19 protein-coding genes and 1 other RNA gene are annotated in these 17,787 nt (G+C 52.2%); 12 read left to right on the top strand and 8 right to left on the bottom strand.

Features of this window, described 5'->3' with window-relative positions; genetic code table 11:
• Positions 1-106: 106 nt before the first annotated feature.
• Positions 107-1,303, top strand: a complete 1,197-nt coding sequence (locus Q7T66_RS08780; protein ID WP_304932960.1) for an acetyl-CoA C-acyltransferase — start codon at positions 107-109, stop codon at positions 1,301-1,303.
• Between the two features lie 183 nt (positions 1,304-1,486).
• On the opposite strand, the gene Q7T66_RS08775 is transcribed toward Q7T66_RS08780, so the two are convergent.
• Positions 1,487-2,191 (bottom strand): hypothetical protein, encoded by a 705-nt coding sequence (locus tag Q7T66_RS08775; RefSeq protein WP_304932959.1) that lies wholly within the window; start codon positions 2,189-2,191, stop codon positions 1,487-1,489.
• 326 nt (positions 2,192-2,517) lie between these two features.
• Here Q7T66_RS08775 and Q7T66_RS08770 point away from each other — a divergent pair, with 326 nt between their 5' ends.
• The 4 genes from Q7T66_RS08770 to Q7T66_RS08755 all read left to right on the top strand — a co-directional run bounded on the left by Q7T66_RS08770 (position 2,518) and on the right by Q7T66_RS08755 (position 6,059).
• A complete protein-coding gene (locus Q7T66_RS08770) occupies positions 2,518-3,465 on the top strand; it encodes an ABC transporter substrate-binding protein (RefSeq protein ID WP_304932958.1) in 948 nt (315 codons plus the stop codon).
• Positions 3,466-3,536: 71 nt separating this feature from the next.
• Positions 3,537-4,430 (top strand): ABC transporter permease, encoded by an 894-nt coding sequence (locus Q7T66_RS08765; RefSeq protein WP_304932957.1) that lies wholly within the window; start codon positions 3,537-3,539, stop codon positions 4,428-4,430.
• The gene (locus Q7T66_RS08760; RefSeq protein ID WP_304932956.1) at positions 4,423-5,232 is read left to right on the top strand and encodes an ABC transporter ATP-binding protein; all 810 of its coding nucleotides are present in this window, start codon (positions 4,423-4,425) and stop codon (positions 5,230-5,232) included. Before Q7T66_RS08765 ends, Q7T66_RS08760 begins: the two co-directional genes overlap by 8 nt.
• Positions 5,229-6,059, top strand: coding sequence for an alpha/beta hydrolase (locus tag Q7T66_RS08755; RefSeq protein ID WP_304932955.1), 831 nt, complete (start codon positions 5,229-5,231; stop codon positions 6,057-6,059). The genes Q7T66_RS08760 and Q7T66_RS08755 overlap by 4 nt, the downstream gene beginning before the upstream one ends.
• An 11-nt stretch (positions 6,060-6,070) precedes the next feature.
• Here the strand turns inward: Q7T66_RS08755 and Q7T66_RS08750 are convergent, their stop codons facing one another.
• From Q7T66_RS08750 to Q7T66_RS08740, 3 genes are all read right to left on the bottom strand, one after another.
• Positions 6,071-7,072 (bottom strand): GlxA family transcriptional regulator, encoded by a 1,002-nt coding sequence (locus Q7T66_RS08750; RefSeq protein ID WP_304932954.1) that lies wholly within the window; start codon positions 7,070-7,072, stop codon positions 6,071-6,073.
• A 157-nt stretch (positions 7,073-7,229) separates the two neighbouring features.
• A complete protein-coding gene (frc, locus tag Q7T66_RS08745) occupies positions 7,230-8,480 on the bottom strand; it encodes a formyl-CoA transferase (RefSeq protein ID WP_304932953.1) in 1,251 nt (416 codons plus the stop codon).
• Between the two features lie 481 nt (positions 8,481-8,961).
• Entirely contained in the window at positions 8,962-9,930 is a 969-nt protein-coding gene (locus Q7T66_RS08740) for a GlxA family transcriptional regulator (protein ID WP_304933020.1), read from the bottom strand.
• 242 nt (positions 9,931-10,172) lie between these two features.
• On the opposite strand from Q7T66_RS08740, the gene Q7T66_RS08735 reads away from it, so the two are divergent.
• The 3 genes from Q7T66_RS08735 to Q7T66_RS08725 all read left to right on the top strand — a co-directional run bounded on the left by Q7T66_RS08735 (position 10,173) and on the right by Q7T66_RS08725 (position 12,151).
• On the top strand, positions 10,173-10,868 hold the full coding sequence (locus tag Q7T66_RS08735; protein ID WP_304932952.1) for a M24 family metallopeptidase: 696 nt from the start codon (positions 10,173-10,175) through the stop codon (positions 10,866-10,868).
• 216 nt (positions 10,869-11,084) lie between these two features.
• Positions 11,085-11,429 (top strand): CidA/LrgA family protein, encoded by a 345-nt coding sequence (locus Q7T66_RS08730; protein WP_304932951.1) that lies wholly within the window; start codon positions 11,085-11,087, stop codon positions 11,427-11,429.
• Entirely contained in the window at positions 11,426-12,151 is a 726-nt protein-coding gene (locus tag Q7T66_RS08725) for an LrgB family protein (RefSeq protein ID WP_304932950.1), read from the top strand. The genes Q7T66_RS08730 and Q7T66_RS08725 overlap by 4 nt, the downstream gene beginning before the upstream one ends.
• Positions 12,152-12,168: 17 nt before the next feature.
• Here the strand turns inward: Q7T66_RS08725 and Q7T66_RS08720 are convergent, their stop codons facing one another.
• From Q7T66_RS08720 to Q7T66_RS08710, 3 genes are all read right to left on the bottom strand, one after another.
• Entirely contained in the window at positions 12,169-12,603 is a 435-nt protein-coding gene (locus tag Q7T66_RS08720) for an NINE protein (protein WP_304932949.1), read from the bottom strand.
• 2 nt (positions 12,604-12,605) lie between these two features.
• On the bottom strand, positions 12,606-13,895 hold the full coding sequence (locus Q7T66_RS08715) for a cytochrome c (protein WP_304932948.1): 1,290 nt from the start codon (positions 13,893-13,895) through the stop codon (positions 12,606-12,608).
• Between the two features lie 73 nt (positions 13,896-13,968).
• Positions 13,969-14,703 (bottom strand): cytochrome c, encoded by a 735-nt coding sequence (locus Q7T66_RS08710; protein ID WP_370691635.1) that lies wholly within the window; start codon positions 14,701-14,703, stop codon positions 13,969-13,971.
• A gap of 417 nt (positions 14,704-15,120) precedes the next feature.
• On the opposite strand from Q7T66_RS08710, the gene rnpB reads away from it, so the two are divergent.
• Positions 15,121-15,443: RNase P RNA component class A (rnpB, locus tag Q7T66_RS08705), an RNA gene on the top strand.
• A gap of 79 nt (positions 15,444-15,522) precedes the next feature.
• Here rnpB and Q7T66_RS08700 read toward each other — a convergent pair.
• Entirely contained in the window at positions 15,523-15,909 is a 387-nt protein-coding gene (locus Q7T66_RS08700; RefSeq protein ID WP_370691632.1) for a VOC family protein, read from the bottom strand.
• Between the two features lie 158 nt (positions 15,910-16,067).
• Here Q7T66_RS08700 and Q7T66_RS08695 point away from each other — a divergent pair, with 158 nt between their 5' ends.
• The 3 genes from Q7T66_RS08695 to Q7T66_RS08685 all read left to right on the top strand — a co-directional run bounded on the left by Q7T66_RS08695 (position 16,068) and on the right by Q7T66_RS08685 (position 17,699).
• Positions 16,068-16,211: a DUF3096 domain-containing protein gene (locus Q7T66_RS08695; protein ID WP_304932945.1), complete on the top strand. Its 144-nt coding sequence runs from the start codon at positions 16,068-16,070 to the stop codon at positions 16,209-16,211.
• Positions 16,212-16,286: 75 nt separating this feature from the next.
• Positions 16,287-16,769 (top strand): DUF4124 domain-containing protein, encoded by a 483-nt coding sequence (locus tag Q7T66_RS08690; protein ID WP_304932944.1) that lies wholly within the window; start codon positions 16,287-16,289, stop codon positions 16,767-16,769.
• A gap of 291 nt (positions 16,770-17,060) precedes the next feature.
• On the top strand, positions 17,061-17,699 hold the full coding sequence (locus Q7T66_RS08685) for a phosphatase PAP2 family protein (RefSeq protein WP_304932943.1): 639 nt from the start codon (positions 17,061-17,063) through the stop codon (positions 17,697-17,699).
• Positions 17,700-17,787 lie beyond the last annotated feature (88 nt).

The raw sequence follows: 17,787 nt of genomic DNA, 5'->3' as shown, positions 1-17,787 counted from the left end.
CGTACTCGCGTACGACTGCACTTCTCGCACTGACCTTGAACCGCTCGCTACGCTTACTCAACCCTTTTGATATCTAATAAGTTAAATCCTATTTCAGGAGCACAAGATGAGCAAACAACTTCAAGATGCCTACATCGTTGCCGCGACCCGCACACCGATCGGCAAGGCGCCGCGCGGGATGTTCAAGAACACGCGGCCCGATGATTTGCTGGTGCGTGTGTTGCAGTCGGCTTTGGCGCAAGTGCCTAACCTCGATCCGAATGTGATTGAAGATGCGATCGTCGGTTGCTCTTTTCCGGAAGCCGAACAGGGTTTGAATCTGGCGCGTATGGGCGTGCTGCTGGCGGGTTTGCCGAAGACAGTTGGTGGCGTCACCGTCAATCGTTATTGCGCATCGGGTCTGACCGCGATTGCAATGGCGGCAGATCGTATCCGTGTCGGTGAAGCCGACGTGATGATCGCGGCCGGTGCCGAGTCGATGTCGATGGTGCCGATGATGGGCCATCATCCTTCAATGAATATGGGTATTTTCAAGGATGAAAATATCGGCATGGCTTACGGCATGGGTTTGACTGCTGAGCGCGTCGCTACGCAATGGAAAGTTTCACGCGAAGCGCAAGATCAGTTTGCGTTGAATTCACATTTAAAAGCTTTGGCGGCGCAACAGAGCGGTGAGTTCAACAATGAGATGACGTCTGTCGATATCGTTGAGCGATTCCCGAATCTTTCCAGTGGCGAAATCGATATCGCCACGCGCATGGTGAATATGGATGAAGGCGCGCGCGCGGATACCAGCCTGGAAGTGCTGGCAAAACTGCGTCCGGTCTTTTCACCAAAAGGCTCAGTCACTGCTGGCAACAGCTCGCAAACTTCCGATGGCGCAGGCGCATTGATTCTGGTCAGCGAAAAAATTCTCAAGCAATTCAACCTGACGCCATTAGCGCGCTTCGTCTCATTTGCAGTGCGCGGCGTACCGCCGGAAATCATGGGCATAGGACCGAAGGAAGCGATCCCTGCCGCCTTGCGCGCCGCCGGATTGAAACAGGATCAGATGGACTGGATCGAACTGAATGAAGCCTTCGCTGCGCAAGCGCTCGCAGTGATTCAGGATCTCGGCCTCGATCCATCCAAGGTCAATCCTATGGGCGGTGCGATCGCACTGGGTCATCCGCTAGGTGCAACTGGTGCGATTCGTTCAGCGACGGTGCTGCATGCCTTGCGTCGTAAAAATCTGAAGTACGGCATGGTCACTATGTGCGTGGGAACCGGCATGGGAGCTGCGGGGATTTTCGAACGTATTTAAGCAGTATTGTTTAGTACTGTTTAAAAGAGCCGCACGGTTTATACCGTGCGGCTCTTTTTGTTATGAATTAGTGGGATAGACCAAGCTATCTCTGTCATTCCCCCCGCAGGAATGACAGCCTTAATGTGGCGCACACCTGCGATGCACGTTTGCACCTGCCCGCACTCATCTTGCAAGCGCACATTATTTCCCTAACAGCGTCAGCGTTTGCTCCCACTCCGCATTCCATGCATCCAAGAACGCATGCGTATTGAACGATCTTTTCAAGTGTGACATCGGTACTCGGTACACATCATTCAAGCCCAGCGCCAGCGTGATCGGATTCCACATCGCTTTGTTCTTGGCCTTTTTTCCGCTGCCCTTGATCCTCGCACCCTCATCGCCGAATATGCCGCCGCCGCTAGCCAGTGCCTGTTCCAGATCAATTTTTACGAAGCTGGAAAATGCGGTCAACACTTCGTCCTTGTTGATGCCGACTTGTGATTCCTTGATTTCCTCGACTTTGACTGGTTCCGCCTCGCGCTTGAGTTTTTTTACCAGGTGCTCGAGATCCTTTTTAAGAAAACGCAACTCATGCAACTCCCTGCGAAAACCCGGTGGCGGCAGTTGCGTCACTATCTTGTAGGCGTCTTTCGTGATCGTGATGAGGACGTGTTCGCTACCAGCGGCAAGTCGCTGCGTGTCTTCTTCGAAAAAAATCGGCGCCGCATAACCACCGTTCGCATCACCGAACAGCGCCGGGTGGTCGGCGTCATAATCCAGCCAGACGTAGGGCGTCAAGCCATGCTCCAGCATGCGCGCCAAGCTCCATGGCTTGTCGGTTTGCTGCGCCAGCCAGTCACACGCCTGTTCGGTTGTTGCGCGAAACGGTAGTTCGATGATCGTCATTTTGTTTTACACACGCCAAAAGTTAATTGCCTGCATGCACGCTTGATGCTGCTTACAGGAAGCTGCACATCATATGCGAAAGCGCTTCTGTTCATCATGGCGCACACATGAGGTGCACGTTTGCACCAGCACGATACCAACACTTTAAGTGGTCCCGTTTACCTTTCTATCCCGCGCAGACCTTGGCTCTCACTGGCGATCCAGCCCTATTGTTACCTTCAGACTGACATGGCACAGACCTTGCAATACAAAACTTGTACACAAGAAGGTATTTAGCCGCCGGCTCGCGTCGACACCTGTTAATCCGTTCACTCTAAGGAACCGCCATGCAAACACGCAGAACATTCATCGCCACCTTGATTGCCGCTTCATTCGCGCTGACCGCAGGAGCCACTTCTGCCTTCGCAGCAGATCAAGTCATCAAGGTCGGTACGCTCAAACTGATGCACGGCATCACCCCTTATTTCTACGATAAATTTACGCCACCTGGTTACAAGATCGAAGTGATTCCATTTGAAACGCCAACTGATGGCAAAAATGCTGTTGTTACCAAGTCAGTTGATTTCGGCACCTACGGTCTCGCAGCAGCAACACTCGGTGGCGCTGCCGGTGAACCAGTCGTAATCATCGCCGCACAATGCAATCGCGGTATGGCAGTCGTCGCACGTGCTGATAGCAAGATCAACACAATCAAGGATTTGAAAGATCAACGCGTCGGCATTCTTCCTGGCTCAACACAAGAAGTCGTGATTCTCGACCGCTTGAAACAAGAAGGCATGACCATCAAAGACATCAAGCCAGTACGCGTTTCTTTCAGCGAAATGGCATCTGCATTGGAACGTAGCGATATCGATGCATTCGTCGGTGCAGAACCAGGCCCATCGATCGCAGTCGGCAAAGGCGTAGGCAAGATTGTTGAGTATCCATATTCAACACCAACCGGCACCGTCAACATGGTGATGACCACGCATGCGGACAACATCAAAGACAAAGCTGAATTGATAAAGGTCTTCCTGAAAATCCATAAACAGGCGACCGAATACGCAATGTCGAATCGCGCTGAGTTCGTGAATATGTCGGTACAAAAACTCGGCTTGCCTGCGAAAACTGCTGAACTGGCTGCTCCGAATGTGGAGCTGACATGGAAACTGGATGAAGACTGGATCAAGCGCGCTAAATACTACGGTTCGCAAATGCTGGATAAAAAACAGATTCGCCAGTTGCCTGATTACAGCGTGTTCATCAACTCCAGCTTCGTGCAGCAAATCAAGTAACTGCTGAAAATTTATAAATAAGTGAACACGCAAGTGCGCAGGAATGTGCACTGCGTAAGGAAGGAAACATCGTGGAACATACCGCCGAACTATCGACCAATAATGTAGGAGGGGCTGCTGAAAGCAGTCCACCTGCAGACGTGGCGAAGGCAATAGACAAGGCCGTTGCCAAGTCAACTTTTTTGCCGCGCGTTAAACGCATACTCACGCCGTTAGTGGTGCCATTTCTATTGTTGCTGGCCTGGCATGCAGCGGTACGCATCTCAGGTACGCAATTGATTCCAGCACCTAAAGAAGTCGGCTTGATGTTGTATGACTTCGCATTCGGCGGTATCTACGATGATGCATTCAGTGAAACCCTGTGGCTGCATTTATGGAAATCAGTGACCCGCGTTTACGGTGGATTTTTTGCCGCAGCGCTGGTTGCGATTCCTTTGGGTTTGCTGATTGGCCGTATCAAACTGATCCGCGATTTGCTGGATCCGACTTTGCAATTGTTGCGTCCAGTGCCGGTGACGGCGTGGTTGCCGTTGTCGATGATTTTCTTCGGTATCGGCCCTAACGCTGCCATTTTCCTGGTGTTCCTGGGCGCGTTTTATCCTATCGTCTTCAATACGATTTTTGGCGTGAAAGCTGTCGACGGCCGTTTGTTTGAAGCCGCGTTGATGCTCGGCTGTTCGGGTTCTTCGCTGTTCCGTCAGGTGGTATTACCGGCCGCGATTCCATCGATTCTGAATGGCTTGCGTCTTGGTCACGGCTTCGCCTGGATCTTGATCGTGGTGGGTGAAATGACTGGCGTGCCGGAAGGCTTGGGCGCGGTAATCATGGATGGCCGCATGCTGTCGCGTACCGATCTGGTGATTGCCGGCATGGTCGTGATTGGTATCGTTGGTTACTCAACGGATCGCCTGCTGGTCTTGCTCAATAACCGCTTGCTTAGATGGAGCCCGCAACATCATGTCTGAAATCAAACCTGTAGTGTATGCAGATCGCCAGCCATTGCCGGCGATCGAAATCAAGAACGTCGGCAAGGTTTTTTCGGTTGGCAATCAAACCGTGCAAGCTTTGCGTGACGTCAACCTGACCATCAAAAAAGGTGAATTCGTTTGCCTGATCGGTGCCTCCGGTTGCGGTAAATCGACGCTGTTGCGCATCATGGCCGGCTTTGAAACTGCATCGTCCGGCATGGTCAATATGTACGGCATGCCTATCAATGGACCGAGTCCCGAGCGCGGCATGGTGTTTCAGGATTACGGCCTGTTCCCGTGGCTGACGGTGAAAGAAAACATCGGCTTTGGTCAGCGTCAACGCAATCTGCCGAAAGCCAAGCTGGGAGAAATTTCCGCGTATTACACAGAGATGGTCGGCCTCACGAAGTTCGCCGATTACTATCCCGGTCAATTATCAGGCGGCATGAAGCAACGCGTATCGATTGCGCGCGTGCTGGCTAACGATTGCGAAGTCCTGTTGATGGATGAACCGTTCGGCGCGCTCGATGCATTGACGCGCGAAAAGCTGCAACAGGATTTACTGGAAATCTGGGAGCGCACCAAGGTCACGATCGTCTTCGTCACGCATGCAGTGGAAGAAGCGGTGATGTTGTCGGATCGCGTGGTCGTCATGACCGCAGGACCAGGCCGCATTGAAGAAGACATCAAGCTTGAGCTGGAGCGTCCGCGTGACATCACTGCGATTGAGTTCAATCAAGTACGTCGCGATATCACGCAATATTTGACCAGCCACGTTTCTACCAAGGTTGCTGCATGACGACAGGTGTGACTGCAATCTATCGCGGAATGGATCAGGCTGCGCTGGACGCCGGCTATAACAATACGCTGGCGGTCCGCGAGAGTTCTGCCTTGCTGCAGGATTTCGATGAGCGTAGCGCTGCATTGCGTGACGCGAATGGCGAACACCTGGACTTACGTTACGGTCCTGCACCGCGCAATCGTATCGATTATTTTGCTGCTGATAAACCGGGTCCGCTACTGATATTTATTCACGGTGGTTACTGGCAAATCCGCGCCAAGGAAACCTTCAGTTTTCTGGCTGCCGGTCCGCTCGCTCATGGCGTCCATGTCGCGATGATCGGCTATACGCTGGCGCCCGACGCAACGCTGACCGAGATCGTTGCCGAAGTGCGCGCAGCGATCGCCTGGTTGAAAAATAATGCTGCTGAATTTGGTGGCGATACGGAACGCATGATCGTCTCCGGCTGGTCGGCTGGCGGCCATTTGACGGCAATGTGCCTGGACGAGCCAGGTGTAATTGGTGGCGTTGCCATCAGCGGCATCTACGATCTGGAACCGGTACGACTTTCATACCTGAACGATAAATTGCGTTTGAGCGGTGAAGAAGAAATGGCGCTCAGTCCTTTGCATTTACCTTTGAGTGCAAAGCCGCTGACGATTACTTATGGCACTGGTGAGTTACCTGAACTGCAAAGACAATCTGAACAATTTGGTGAGGCGCGACGTAGCCTGCCGGGTGAGGTAGTGCCGCTGCCGCAGCTAAATCACTTCACCATCCTGAAAGAACTGGCGGCAATGGATGGCGCAATTACGCGCGAAGTGTGTGCGATTGCAGGAATCTAAAATCGCAGCGATCAAACTTTTTCTGCTTTTGAATTCTTTTGCACCGGATCATCGGTTTTAAATCGTTCGCGATAATCGATAGGTCCGATCCCCAGCCGTTTCGCAAACACGCGGCGCAAGGTTGCTGCATTGGTAAAGCCGCAGCGTTTGGCAATTTCGGTCAGGCTGATATCGGTAGCTTCCAGATGACGACGCACTGCATCGATGCGCGCATCGTTGACGAAAGTCATCAGCGTCATGCCACATTCCTGCTTGAAAATACGCGACAGATGACGTTCGCTCATCTGCATTTTTTCTGCGATCGACGGCAAGGTATGTTCGACATCCAGATTGGCAAGGACGTAGCCCTGGATCGCGCCGACTGGCGAATCGGTTTCCGCCTGTAGTTCGAGCAGAGGACTGAACTGCGATTGCCCACCGGCTCGACGCAGATACACGATCAAATACTTGGCAACATCCAGCGCCATTTTCTTGCCGAAATCTTCTTCAATCAAGGCCAGCGATAAATCGATGCCTGCCGTGACTCCGGCGGTCGTGTACAGCGCATCATCCTTGACGTAGATGCGATCTGGTTCAACGTTCGCTTTGCGGAACATCGTGCTCAAGCGTGCTGCATCCATCCAGTGCGTGGTGACGGTTTTGCCATTGATCATGCCGGCTGCACCGAGTGCGAATACGCCATTGCAGATGGCACCGACGCGGCGGCAGTTTTCGCCTTGCTGTAACAACCAGTCTATCAGCGGTGTGTCTTCCAATAGCTCGAAAACACCGAGTCCACCCGGCACGATCAATGTGTCGAAATGCGGAGCAGGATCGAAGATCGTGCGGTCTGGCGTGATGGTTAATCCGCTGGATGACTGTATCGGTCCGCGCGTGGTCGCGATGGTCAGGATTTCATATTCGCATTCGCCATTGCTGAGCACCTTCACTTCTGCAAACGCATCACTGGGAGCAGCGATGTCGAGCATCTGGAAGCGCGGGAAAACCAGCAGGGCGACAGTAATTTTTCGCATGGATGATATGGGCCGTGATGGTGATGAATACAGATTGAATTGTGCATCGATCATATCAAGTTGTGCGCCATAGAGGAATTGTCGTGGGAATAGCAAATGCAGCGGTGGAAATAAAAGAGCGCCACCCGGCGCTCTTTTTCACACTAGTTACACAACATCAAACTGCTTCTGCTGCGTGCAATGCTGCAATCTGTTGCGCGTTGTAACCGAGCTTGGCTAACACTTCATCCGTATGCTCGCCCAGCAACGGCGACTGAGTAATTTCCACTTTGTTGGCGGACATCTTGATCGGGCTGCCGACGGTCAAATATTTGCCGCGTACCTTGTGATCGACTTCGACAATGGTTTCGCTTTTGCGCAAGGACGGATCATTGGCGATTTCCTTCATCGATAAAACCGGGCCGCATGGAATATCGAATTTGCGGAAGATTTCAATCGCTTCGAATTTGTCTTTGTCTTGCAGCCATGTTTCGATGTACGCAAAAATGTCGAAAATTTTGTCCTGGCGTGCGCGCGCTGTCATGTACGCAGGATCGTCTATCCATTCTTCCTTGTTGATGGCGCGGCAGGTTTGCGGCCAGGCAGTGCCTTGAATCGTGAAGTAGATGTACGCGTTCGGATCTTTTTCCCAGCCTTTGCATTTCAGGATCCAACCCGGGTTACCGCCGCCACCTGCGTTGCCGCCGCGTGGTACGACATCACTGAACGTGCCGTGCGGATATTGCGGATATTCTTCCAGCACGCCGGTGCGATCAAGGCGTTGTTGGTCACGCAATTTGACGCGACACAGATTGAGTACGGCGTCTTGCATCGACACCGCAACTTTTTGACCAAGGCCGGTGGTATGACGCTGCTGCAGCGCTGCCAGAATGCCGATCGTCAAATGCATGCCGGTGTTGCTGTCGCCCAGTGCCGCGCCGCTGACGGTTGGTGGGCCGTCCCAGAAACCTGTTGTGCTGGCTGCGCCGCCCGCTGCCTGCGCGACGTTGTCATAGACTTTCAGGTCTTCATAAAAGTGGCCATCGTTGAAGCCTTTGACCGATGCCAGAATCAAACGTGGATTCAGTTTTTGAATCGTTTCCCAAGTGAAGCCCATGCGATCGAGTGCGCCCGGCGCAAAGTTCTCGACCATGATGTCGGATTGCTTGATCAGTTTTTCCAATACTTCCTTGCCTTCCGGTTTTTTGGTATCCAGCGTCAACGATTTTTTATTGCAGTTCAACATGGTGAAGTACAGCGCGTCGGCACCGGGAATATCCTGCAGCGAGGTCCGCGTTGCGTCGCCGGTACCCGGGCGCTCGACCTTGGTGACGTCGGCGCCAAACCAGGCGAGTTGCTGCGTGCAGGAAGGGCCGGCTTGTACGTGGGTGAAATCGATAATCTTGATGCCGTCTAATGCTTTGCTCATGATTGATGTTCCTTCGTTTCTTCGTTAGCTATGTCCGTATTGGCTGTCTTCAGCTGGACTGAAAATATTTGAAACAGCTTTTTTGCGGCAGAAATGTGACCTGCTTTTCAACGACATTGCGTGGCCGGCGCAAGGCCGTTTTCAGCAGGTTCGAAATGATTCTGCCTCGGCTTTTTTGCCATTTCCACGTCTATTTTTGACTTGGCTGGGATACGCAGATATGCGTCAGTGCATGCATGTGCACATGTCTTAATTTGCTAAAAATTATTTAAACGGACAATGGCTTGTGTGGCCTGAATCGGACAGAAGGCATGCGACGGCCATGACATCAGCTATTCGAAATCTTAAAAATGCTTACTGAAACGCGTGCTTAAAAGGCAGGATAAATACGCTCGGTTGAAACGCAGAAGCGCAGATGCGAGGAGGGTGCCGCGAAGGTAGAGGAGGGAAAATCAATCAGCAAAAATCAATGACGCGGCCGCTAAGCTTTTTGAAATCCCGCAAAGTTGGCGCGATATTGCATCGCAGTGACGCCTAGTCGTTTGACGAATACCTGGCGCATCTGATTCGCATTGTTGAAGCCGCAGCGATAGGCGACGCGCTTCAACGGATCGCTGGTCGCTTCCAATAGTGCGCGTGCCGCATCCAATCGCGCGCTTTCAATAAAATCCGCCGGCGTGATCTTTGTATCGCGCACAAATATACGTGCGAAGTTGCGCGCACTCATGGCCACCACGGTCGCCAGATTTTCGACGTTCAATTCTTCAGCCAGATGCGCCAATACATATTGCTGCGCGATGCTGGCGGGTGAGGTTTCTTCCACATACGGTGTTAAGTAAGGACTGAACTGCGATTGTCCACCGCGTCGCTGCATGAAGACGACTAGTCGCTTTGCTACATTCAACGACACTTCGGGGCCAGCATCATTCGATAGCAAATACAGCGACAGATCGATGCCCGCGGTTACGCCCGCCGATGTATACAGATTGCCGTCTTGCAGAAAAATGCGATCAGCATCGACTTTTATTTTTGGGAACATCACCGCAAGTCCAGGCGCATCGTTCCAGTGTGTAGTGACATGTTTGCCGTCGAGCAGGCCGGCATGTGCCAATAGAAATGCGCCATTACAGATAGAGCCGAATTTCTTCGAACGCTTTGCTGCATTACGTAACCAGTCCAGCAATTCTTCATCGCGCGGCATGCGCGGCAATTCGGGCCCGCCAGCTACCAGTAGCAGATCGAAAGCTTCAGTCGCTACACCGTAATGTCGGTGCGCCATGATGGGTAAACCGTTCGAGCAGCGGATCGCGCCGCGTTCTGTTCCCAATACTTCGAGTTGATAGTGCTGTTCGCGCGGCAAAAAGCGATTCGCTTCGGCGAACACATCCAGCGGCCCCGATACGTCAAGCGCCTGCACACCGGGGAAAACGAGTATTGCAATTGTGGGCACGATTGTTCCTTGCTGATGCTGCGAATTGAATAGCGCTGCGTTGACCGACGCATGCGTCAAAGGACTCAGCATATAGATTTTTGCGTGCATTGCATAAGCAAGGTACAGCGCTTTGGCAGAATTTCCACCATCGTTGTCAGTTTGCAGTGCCATGCCGCGCTATGGTTTGCTGCACTTGTTCACCATAATTTGTCGCAAGACGTAAAGGCATCTCGCCTTCGCGTAAATGTGGAGAATTGATGATGAACGATGATGGAGTTTCCAAGCTTGCTCTCGCCGAACGTGTCGGACCGGCTTTCTCGGTAGATGGCATGTTGCAGGCAAGAGCGGCAACCCGCGATGCGATCCGCACTATCTCGGCACTGGTCAAACCAGGTATGCTGGAGGAAGACGCAGTAGACATGGCAAAGCGTACCTTGATCGCATCCGGCCTTGATCTGACGTGGCATCCAACCCGCGTGCGTTTTGGTAGCAACACGATGAAGGCGATGAAGCAGGCGTCAGAGCCGGGAATTATCTTGAAAGAAAACGATATTTTCTTCATCGATATGGCTCCACGTTTTCAAGCGTGGGAAGGCGATGGCGGTGCTTCTTTTACAGTTGGTAATAACGAAGAATATGCGCGTTGCGCCGCAGATGCAGAAACCTTATTCCATGATGTACGCGCACTGTGGCAGGCAGAAAAATTAAGCGGTCACGACTTGTATCGTTACGCTGATCAAAAAGCCAAAAGCATGGGTTGGGAATTGAACTTCGATTTGCCCGGCCATCGCGTATCGGACTTTCCACATGCGGCGCTGCACACGGGCTCGCTCGCTGACTACGATCTGCCACCGTCCGCGATGCGCTGGATACTGGAAATCCACATTCGTCACTCCTCAAAGCAATTCGGTGCTTTTTTTGAAGATATGTTGCTGGACGATGACAGTTACGTCTGATCGTCGCACTTGATAGCCAAGGCGGAACCTTGGCAAGCAGGCAGGCGTAGTCTATGTCCAGATGCGCGCGCAACAAGCGCTGAAAAGTTTTCATCTGTTCTGCACCGCAAAATTTGGCGACGACTGATACGATACGAAAACTGCCGAAGCAGGTATCTTCCTGTTTCGGCAACTGCATTTTCTCCTTGCCTCTACCTCCTTACTTTCGATTTCGCCATGCTGAATACATTATTGATTCTGCTTATTTTCCAGACCATGGGTGAAGGGCTGGTTTATCTCTTCTCGCTGCCCATTCCCGGCCCGGTCATAGGCATGCTCTTGCTGCTGGTATTTTTGATCATGAAGAAAAACATGGCAGCGCAACTTGCACCTTCCAGCTCACAACTATTATCGAATATGGCGCTGCTGTTTGTGCCTGCCTGCGTCGGCATCAGCGTGCATGTACATCGCATTGCTGAAGAATGGCTGCCGATCGTTGTGGCGCTGGTGATTAGTACGGTGGTATCGATCGTGGTGACGGCGCTAGTGATCAGCAAGCTCAAACGCAAGGTGCCCGAATGATGCCGCACCTGAATACCGTGTGGGTTTATTTGGCCGGATCACCGTTGTTATGGCTGACCGCGACCTTGGTGGCGTATCGCATCTCGACGCTGATTTACGAGAAAACCAACCGCAGTCCTTTGGCGAATCCGGTCGGTATATCGGTCGCGATTCTGGTGCTGATTTTATATGTCAGCGACACGCCTTACAAAACCTATTTTGACGGGGCGCAGTTTGTGCACTTTTTGCTGGGACCAGTGACGGTTGCGCTGGCAATCCCGCTTTATCAGCAAATGGAAAAACTGAAGCGCAACTGGTTTGCTTTGCTGGCCGGTGCCGTGATAGGCGGCACGGCTGCAATCGCTTGCGCGATGAGTGTGGCCTGGGCATTGGGCGCATCGCCGTTGACGATCTTGTCGATGGCACCGAAGTCGGTGACGATTCCGATTGCGATGGGCGTCACGGAAAAAATCGGCGGCTTGCCGACCTTGACCGTTGTGATGGTCATGTTCACTGGAATCTTCGGTGCCGGTGTCGCACACTATATTTTCAAGTGGATGAAGATAGAAGACGACTTGACCTGTGGCTTTGCGCTCGGCGCAACAGCGCATGGCGTCGGTACCGCACGCGCGTTTCAGGTGAGTGAAGAGATGGGTGCGTTTTCCGGCTTGGCGATGGGGGTATCTGGCATCCTCACCGCCTTGTTACTGCCGCTCGTGTTGAAACTGCTTGGATACTTCTAGCGCAAGCTGAAATGCGATCAGCCGAAAGCGCCGCCGGTCAGGAATAAATCAGTGGCGCGTGCGACGCAGAAGATGAAGGTGGTGATGCCGAGTGCAAACGTCAACACCAGCAATACGATGAGTGGCCAGCCCGATGCCGATTTGCGCGGCGAATTGGCATTGTGCTTTGCATCCCATTTTGCATCCGGTGTTAAGCCTGTGACCATGGCTTCTATCCAGCCTGCGAAAATCGACACAGGGAATAGCGCGATGATGCTGATCACCAGCGAGTGCGGTGATTGTGCGAGGAATACCCCGCACGAAAACAGAATGAATGCCATCACATAATTCCACGCCCAAAAATCTTTGGCGCCGTATAAATAAAAACGATGTGCTCCGACTCCACCCAGAAAAACCGCCAACAACGTGGTTAGTGTTTTGTTTTTATGTTTGCTTGCAATTGTTTGGTTCATATTCAAGGGCGCGAACGATAGTTGTTAACTTCATTGGATGAGATCGCGTTGCCTTGGTTGCCCCAAGAATTTCTGACATAGGTCAACACGGCTGCGACTTCTTCATCCGACATGGCTTGACCGAATGGCGGCATGCCATACGGTCGCGGGTTACCGACTGTACTAGGAGCGTAGCCGCCATGCAAGACCATGCGGATGGCGTTGCTTGCGATAGCTGTGTTGATCGCCGAGCTGCCAGCCAATGCTGGATAAACCGATGGCACGCCTTTGCCTGAAGCTTGATGACAGGTCGCACATTGATTTTCATACAGCTTGGCACCTGCTGTGATCATCGCTTTTTTATCTTCAGGTCGGATGTTTTCGGCGCCCGCTTTTGGCACTGCGATCTGTTGCGGTAATGATTTCAAATAACCAGTTAATGCATTGATATCGGCATCGCTCATATGCTGCAAGCTGCCTGCGACCACTTCTGCCATCGGGCCGCTGACCGAACGATTTGGTGCGACGCCGGTTTTCAGGAAGGCGGCCAGATGTGCGGCTTCCCAATTGCCGAGGCCGTTTTCTTTATCGCTATTCAATGGCGGTGCGTACCAGTTCAACACGGGAATCATGCCGCCGCCGAGTTCGGCTTTCAAGCTGGTGCCGCCAAAAGAATCGCGTGGTGAATGACAGGCGCTGCAATGTCCCAGGCCTTGCGCAAGATAAGCGCCGCGATTCCATTCCACTGATTGCTTGTCATCGTTCGCGTATTGACCGGGGCGGAAGTACAAGGCGCGCCACACATACAAGAGTGCACGGTTATCGTAGGGGAAGCGCAATTCAGGCGAGATATTTTTTTGCGCAACTGCGGATAATGTTTGCAGGTAAGCGAAGATCGCATCCGAATCGGCGCGTGTGACCTTGGTGTAGTTTGTGTAAGGGAAAGCTGGGTAGAGCAGGCTGCCATCTTTCGATTTGCCATCATGCATCGCTTGCCAGAAATCGCCGTTATTCCATTTGCCGATGCCGGTTTCTGCATCGGGGGTCAGGTTCGATGTGTAGATATTGCCGAAAGGCGTAGGCACGGCGCGACCACCGGCATATTGTTCACCGCCACGTGCGGTGTGGCAGCTCATGCAATTGCCGACGCGCGCCAGGTATTCGCCTTGCTTGATTTGTTCTGCAGGATTGGCTGGTGCGACTGAAGGCTGATTCAGATCAGGATTGCGATTCGCCAGCGCGAGCCAGATCACGACGCTGGCAATGATTGCCAATAGCAGCGCAAGAATGCTCCACAAGATTTTTCGTTTCATCATCTGCTCTATATTTGTCTTTGCTTACTTTTACTTATTTCAACGACTTGATGGCGTGAGCCGGTCATCAGGCTCAAGGCGACAGCTTGCCGCATTCCAGTGGCAGTTTGATTTTTAGCGCAGGCGCTGGCGACGCATCTGCCGGCACGCGCTGTTCGGATAACCATGCGGTCACTGCGCTGATGTCGGCGGCATCCATTTTTTGCACGATGTGCGCCATGCAATCTGGTGTGGCGGCTTTGCGTGTGCCGATTTTCCATGCGCCTATCTGCCCGAGTAAATAATCACGTGGCAAACCGATCAGGCCGGGAATCGCTGGTGCAGTACCTGTCATTTTTGCGCTATGGCAGGCGACGCAAGCCGGAATGCCTTTGGCCTTGTCGCCGTCATGTACCAATACGCGACCACGTTCTCGCTCAGTTTGGGTGGATTGCGTTGGTTGTGGCTCTGGATAGGGCGGATGTTGGTCAGAAAAATATTGTGCGATCTCTCGCAGATAGGCATCCGACATGTTTTCCAGCATAGCCGTCATGACGGGATAGGTGCGCTTACCGTCGCGGAAATTGATAAGTTGGTTGTATAGATAGCCGGCGGGTTTGCCCGCGATACGCGGATAGTAACCATCGCTGCCAGCGCGACCTTCTTTGCCGTGGCAAACCACGCAAGCGGCGACGCGCTGCGCGATCGTGTCGGGAACTCTGGCTTCTTCAGCATGCGCAAAGTTGCTGCTGAATGTGAAGATCGTGATGCCAGCGATGAGCACGGATCTCAGCGCGGATCTGGCAAGCGTGTACTGATTGATGCGCATGGTGAATGATTCACTCATTTTTATGGTCTCTTGGCAAACGCTGGAAGCAGCGTTAATGATCCGGCAAATAAACTTGTAAACGCGATCAGGATTATGTGCTGGGGCGCGCAATGAATTGCGGTTTCTTGTGACAACTCAAGCCGCAGCTTCAGCAATCATACTGCAAGGGTAAGCGTACACAGGCGGTTTATCCAGAATCAGAAGCTGGATAACGTCCGCAGAAGTTTGGAGAGTGGAAGGCGAAGTCTTGTGATCGAGATAGCAAGCTCACGTCAAATCAGCAGGCTTTTCGTACCGTTTCATGCGGCTTGTTTAATTAGAATCGAGAGTGATGGTGCAGGGCAGACTCGGCATAGTCAGACGGATGATAAGACATTATCCGAGTCTTTCCCTGCGTGAGCGGCTACAATGTCGGCTGAAGCAAGCCAAGACAACCGCTGGCTGTCATTTCGGTGATGGCGGGAGGAAGGTCCGGACTCCATAGAGCAGGGTGACGGTTAATGGCCGTCCGCCGTGAGGCGAGGAATAGGGCCACAGAGACGAGCGTATTTAGTTACGGTGAAACGCGGTAACCTCCACCTGGAGCAATTTCAAATAGGCACGCGTTGACGTTGCTCGCGGAGCGTGCGGGTAGAAAGCTTGAGCCGTGGAGTAATTCACGGCCTAGAGGAATGGTTGTCATAGCGCATGGGCTTGCTCATGCGCCGTAACAGAATCCGGCCTATCGGCTTGCTTCAACTTTATTCAAAGGCGGTGCGATGATTCGCATCGCCTTTTTCTTTGCGCTGGTCTGATCAGAAATTCAAAAATAAGCGCAGCTCAAGTAGTCAACTGATTGGAAACTTCAATCAGATTGAAATCCGGATCACGTATATAGAGCGACAAAATCGGCCCAGTTGCACCAGTGCGCCGTATCGGGCCTTCTTCTATCGCGACCTTGCAATCGGCAAAATGCATCGCGACTTGATCCAGCGGAACCGAGGTAATAAAGCAAAGATCGGCTGAGCCCGGCGTAGGTCGTTCAGCCTTGGGTTCGAACTCCTTGCCTTGCTGATGCAGGTTGATCTTTTGCGCGCCGAAGGCCAGCGCTTTTCTTCCTTCGCCGAAGGTGACGGTCGTCATGCCCAACACACGTTGGTAAAAATCAACGGTGGCGGCTATGTCTTTAACGGTCAACACCAAGTGATCGAGTGAGTCCAGTTTCATCATTGCTTGCTTCGCTTAAAAGAGTCTACCCGTCATTCTAATCGTCGATTATCGCTGCTGCTACGAACAGTTCGCCGTCGCACACAAGATCCTGGACAGATGGGGTAAGCTAGTTCGATATGCACATGCGGTGCATAATTTTAATAAAAGGAATTTCCATGAATTTGCACATTACCTTGGCTCCACTGATTTCTCTGATCGCTGGTGTTTTGATTCTGTTGATGCCACGCTTGTTGAATTTTATCGTTGCGATTTATTTGATCGCCATCGGCTTGATCGGGATATTCGGAATTCGTTACTGAAGTAAGTTCAGATCTATGTCCGGTGTGCGATGCTTTTGACGATGTTGGCCACATATCTAAAGAAATGAGGCAATCATGACTAGCAAAATGGCGTTTCTATTTGCTTGCAGCATGCTGTTTTCCACAGCTTATGCGACGACGATTTATCAGTGGGTTGATGAAAACGGACGCACGCAGATTTCGGATACGGTACCGCCGCGCTACAAGGACGTCGCCACCAAGGTGGATACCAGTGCATCGCGCGTCAGTGAAAAGCAACGTCAAGAAGCTTTGGAGCGTGTCGCCAAAGAGAAAGAGCTGGTCGAGTCAGCCAATAGGGCGCGCGCCGACGCTGCGGCTACGAAAGCGGCCGATCAGTCTGCAGATCCAAAAAGTGCACCCCCAGTCGTCGATAACAAGAACGCAGATTGCGAACAATTGATGCGCGCATATCGCGAAAGCCAGGAATGCTTTGCTCCTTTCATGCGGGTTGAAGGTGGTACTAGAGAAGAAGCCTATAAATACTGCACGCCGGTGGCCGACCCTTCTGTCAAATGTGGATTGCCGTCGCAAGAATAGCGCGTTCTTCGTTGCTCGAAACTTGTCGAGTTATTTGAACAAAATGGCGGTATTCCACTCCAATCTGCCGGATAGATGCTGGTTCGAGTGGTAGTTAGCTACATAAAGTAGGTAGCAGATAAGCCCCGAACATTAGAAAAGTGCAATCGTCCTCCATCAAATAATCAACGTGCCAATGGAAGCTCATTGCCTATCATCAGATCAAGCTTTCTTGCGCACTTTAATGTGCGGACATGGGGCGCAGTGCAATAAGGGGAATTTTTGAAAAACCAATTTTGGACACAACCGCTCGTGAGACGCCTCAAGTCGCACGCACTGTTGAAGTCTGTGGGAAACGCCATCGGTTTTTCTGCATTTTTTTTCGCGTACTTCTGGGTGATGGATCATCCGGCGCCGTTTTCCCCGTTACAAGTCATACCGGTTTTTGCACTCGATCACTGGATCGTCGTGCAACAGTGGGCATTGATTCCGTACGCTTCTTTGTGGTTTTACGTTTGTATTGCATCGGGTTTGATAGAAACACGCGCTGAATTTCTTGATTATTTATATCGCGCAGGCTTTCTTTGCATTGCGGGATTGCTGACGTTCTGGCTTTTTCCGACCACCGTGCCGGATTTTGGTGTGGATTGGCAGTTGTATCCAGCGCTGGCTTTTCTTAAGAGCCAGGATGGCGGCGCCAATGCGATGCCGTCGCTACATGTGGCATTTGCGGTGTTCACCGCGGCCTACCTAAACGCACACTTAAGATCCTGTGGTGCGCCAACGGCGGCCAGATTATTCAACTACGCGTGGTGTGCGCTCATCATCTATTCAACTCTGGCGACACGCCAGCATGTCTTCCTCGACGCATTAGCTGGCATGGCGTTGGGCGCGCTTGCTTTTTCGCCGGTGCAAAAGGTAAGTAGTCGGCTTTGCCGGATCAATATGTAGTCATCAGAAGCACCGCGCGATCTCTTTCCATTTCCTCATGAAAAGAACGCAGACGGCTGCGGGCTCTGCTTTACTGGATGCCCCATCT

The organism is Herminiimonas sp. (assembly GCF_030655415.1).
The sequence above is the reverse complement of the archived record's forward strand: the minus strand, read 5'-3'. Positions and strand labels throughout refer to the sequence as shown.